The 1,662-nt window shown below is 44.5% G+C and carries 3 protein-coding genes and 1 pseudogene; 1 reads left to right on the plus strand and 3 read right to left on the minus strand.

What is annotated here, in order from left to right:
* Positions 1-82: 82 nt before the first annotated feature.
* From BM329_RS14155 to BM329_RS14165, 3 genes are all read right to left on the minus strand, one after another.
* Positions 83-493, minus strand: coding sequence for a hypothetical protein (locus BM329_RS14155; protein WP_092554441.1), 411 nt, complete (start codon positions 491-493; stop codon positions 83-85).
* A gap of 119 nt (positions 494-612) precedes the next feature.
* Complete coding sequence (locus BM329_RS14160; protein WP_092554444.1) at positions 613-846, minus strand: transposase; 234 nt, start codon at positions 844-846, stop codon at positions 613-615.
* 3 nt (positions 847-849) lie between these two features.
* Positions 850-1,125 (minus strand): helix-turn-helix domain-containing protein, encoded by a 276-nt coding sequence (locus tag BM329_RS14165; RefSeq protein WP_092554447.1) that lies wholly within the window; start codon positions 1,123-1,125, stop codon positions 850-852.
* Positions 1,126-1,235: 110 nt separating this feature from the next.
* Between BM329_RS14165 and BM329_RS14170 the strand changes: the two are divergent.
* Positions 1,236-1,442, plus strand: a pseudogene (locus BM329_RS14170) (transposase); the annotation flags it as partial.
* Positions 1,443-1,662: the final 220 nt, after the last annotated feature.

The following is a 1,662-nucleotide window of genomic DNA, read 5'->3' on the forward strand; positions in this document are numbered from 1 at the left end:
TGCATGCTTGTCTTTGTATGCCAGTACTCTTCTTCGAAAATCTAGACTGTAACCCATCTCAATTCTACCTTGTCATTGGGATTTAGGTATTATGACACAGTATTATGATTCTGCTATATATGTCCAAAATCATGTAAAGATAAAAATGTTGACCTTTGATCCATGAAGGCAAGTAACTGATATCCCAGCTCCAGACCTGATTTGGTGATACTGCTTTTAATGCGTCAGGACGCTTATACTGGCTTTCCCGACATCTTCGGGTCAGTCGTTTATTCACTTTAAGTATCCTGTAAAAGGTTGCTTCTGAAGCGATGTAAATTCCTTTATCAGCAAGTGCGGGAACAATGACATTTGGTGACAATCCAGCAAACTCAGGCGAGTTGCAAATATCCATAATCTGCTGATGCTCAGTCTCCGATAATTTATTCGCAGGGAGCCGATGAATCGCTTCGGGACGGCGATCGGCAAGTATCTGCCCGTCTGGCGATTCCACCCAGCGCTGAAGCGTTCTGACTGAGATACTTATGCACTGACATGCACAGGTTTTACTCGCCCCTTGTGTAACGGCGTCGCTGACGAGCGAAATTATTTTTTGCCGCTCTGGAAGAGGTGTCAGCCTTCCTCGCTGTTGTCCCAGAGGGCATTGAACTTTTCCCTTAATATCAGGAGCGCCGCAGCTTCAGCCAGCGCTTTATTCTTGCGTCGAAGCGCTTTCTCCAGTTCCCGTAATTTACTCCGGGCTTCACGCAGTTCCTTATCGGCACGACGGTTTTCTGTGAGTTTAATCTCATGGGCCTGAATGGAGATAACCTGCCATTCTTTGACCTGCTCGACGAAAAGTCCCATACGTCAGCAATAGTCAGCCAACTCCATTTCCGACAATGTTGCTGTTTCAAGCACAACTGAAAATCGTCGTTCAGGCATCCACTCATCACTGTCAGCAGAGGAAGCCTTTTCGTTTTCAGGTAATAAACCGCGCTCCACCAGTTCACATCTCCATTTTGATACAACAGAAGGGCTGATATCCAGTTTACGGGCTATCTGTCTGTGGGACCAGCAATAGGGAGGAAGAAGCCAAATAATCCCTTGTTCTTTAACATCAATCGGTACTGCATGTACAGGCATAGTCATTCTCCTTAAAAATTGGGGCAATAACTATGCTGACACTGGGGGGGGGTATTGGGTGATCTACTTGGATGGTAATACGCAATAATGGCCTCGAATTCACCTTGGGAAGGGGGATAAATGAGAACACGAATGGATTAATCAGAGACTACTTCCCAAAAGGAACCGATTTTAATAAGGTATCAGCGCGGGAGATTAACTTTGTGGCAAACCGACTCAATAATCGACCTCGTAAGACACGAGATTATAAAACACCGAATGAGTTATTTACAGAAATTCTAACTCATTTACTTCGTTCATTACGGTGTTGCACTTAATATGCGAATCCAAGTAATAATAAATATTCATCCCTTTAGTTAATATCCCATTTTGTTGTTATCTGACAACGCAAGGGAGTTCACCGGAGCCTTACTTTAAATTAAGATGCAGGTGAATTACAAATGCAAAAAAGCCATCCGGTGAAGGATGGCTTCTCTGGCAAATAATTGTCTGGCAGTGCCCTACTCTCGCATGGGGAGACCCCACACTACCATCGGC

It is taken from the genome of Xenorhabdus koppenhoeferi (assembly GCF_900116635.1).
GTDB classification, from domain to species: domain Bacteria; phylum Pseudomonadota; class Gammaproteobacteria; order Enterobacterales; family Enterobacteriaceae; genus Xenorhabdus; species Xenorhabdus koppenhoeferi.

Excerpts from the sequence above, each read along its gene's own strand:
- BM329_RS14160 (WP_092554444.1), bottom strand. The coding sequence starts at position 846 with ATGGGACTTTTCGTCGAGCAGGTCAAAGAATGGCAGGTTATCTCCATT.
- BM329_RS14165 (WP_092554447.1), bottom strand. The coding sequence starts at position 1,125 with ATGCCTGTACATGCAGTACCGATTGATGTTAAAGAACAAGGGATTATT.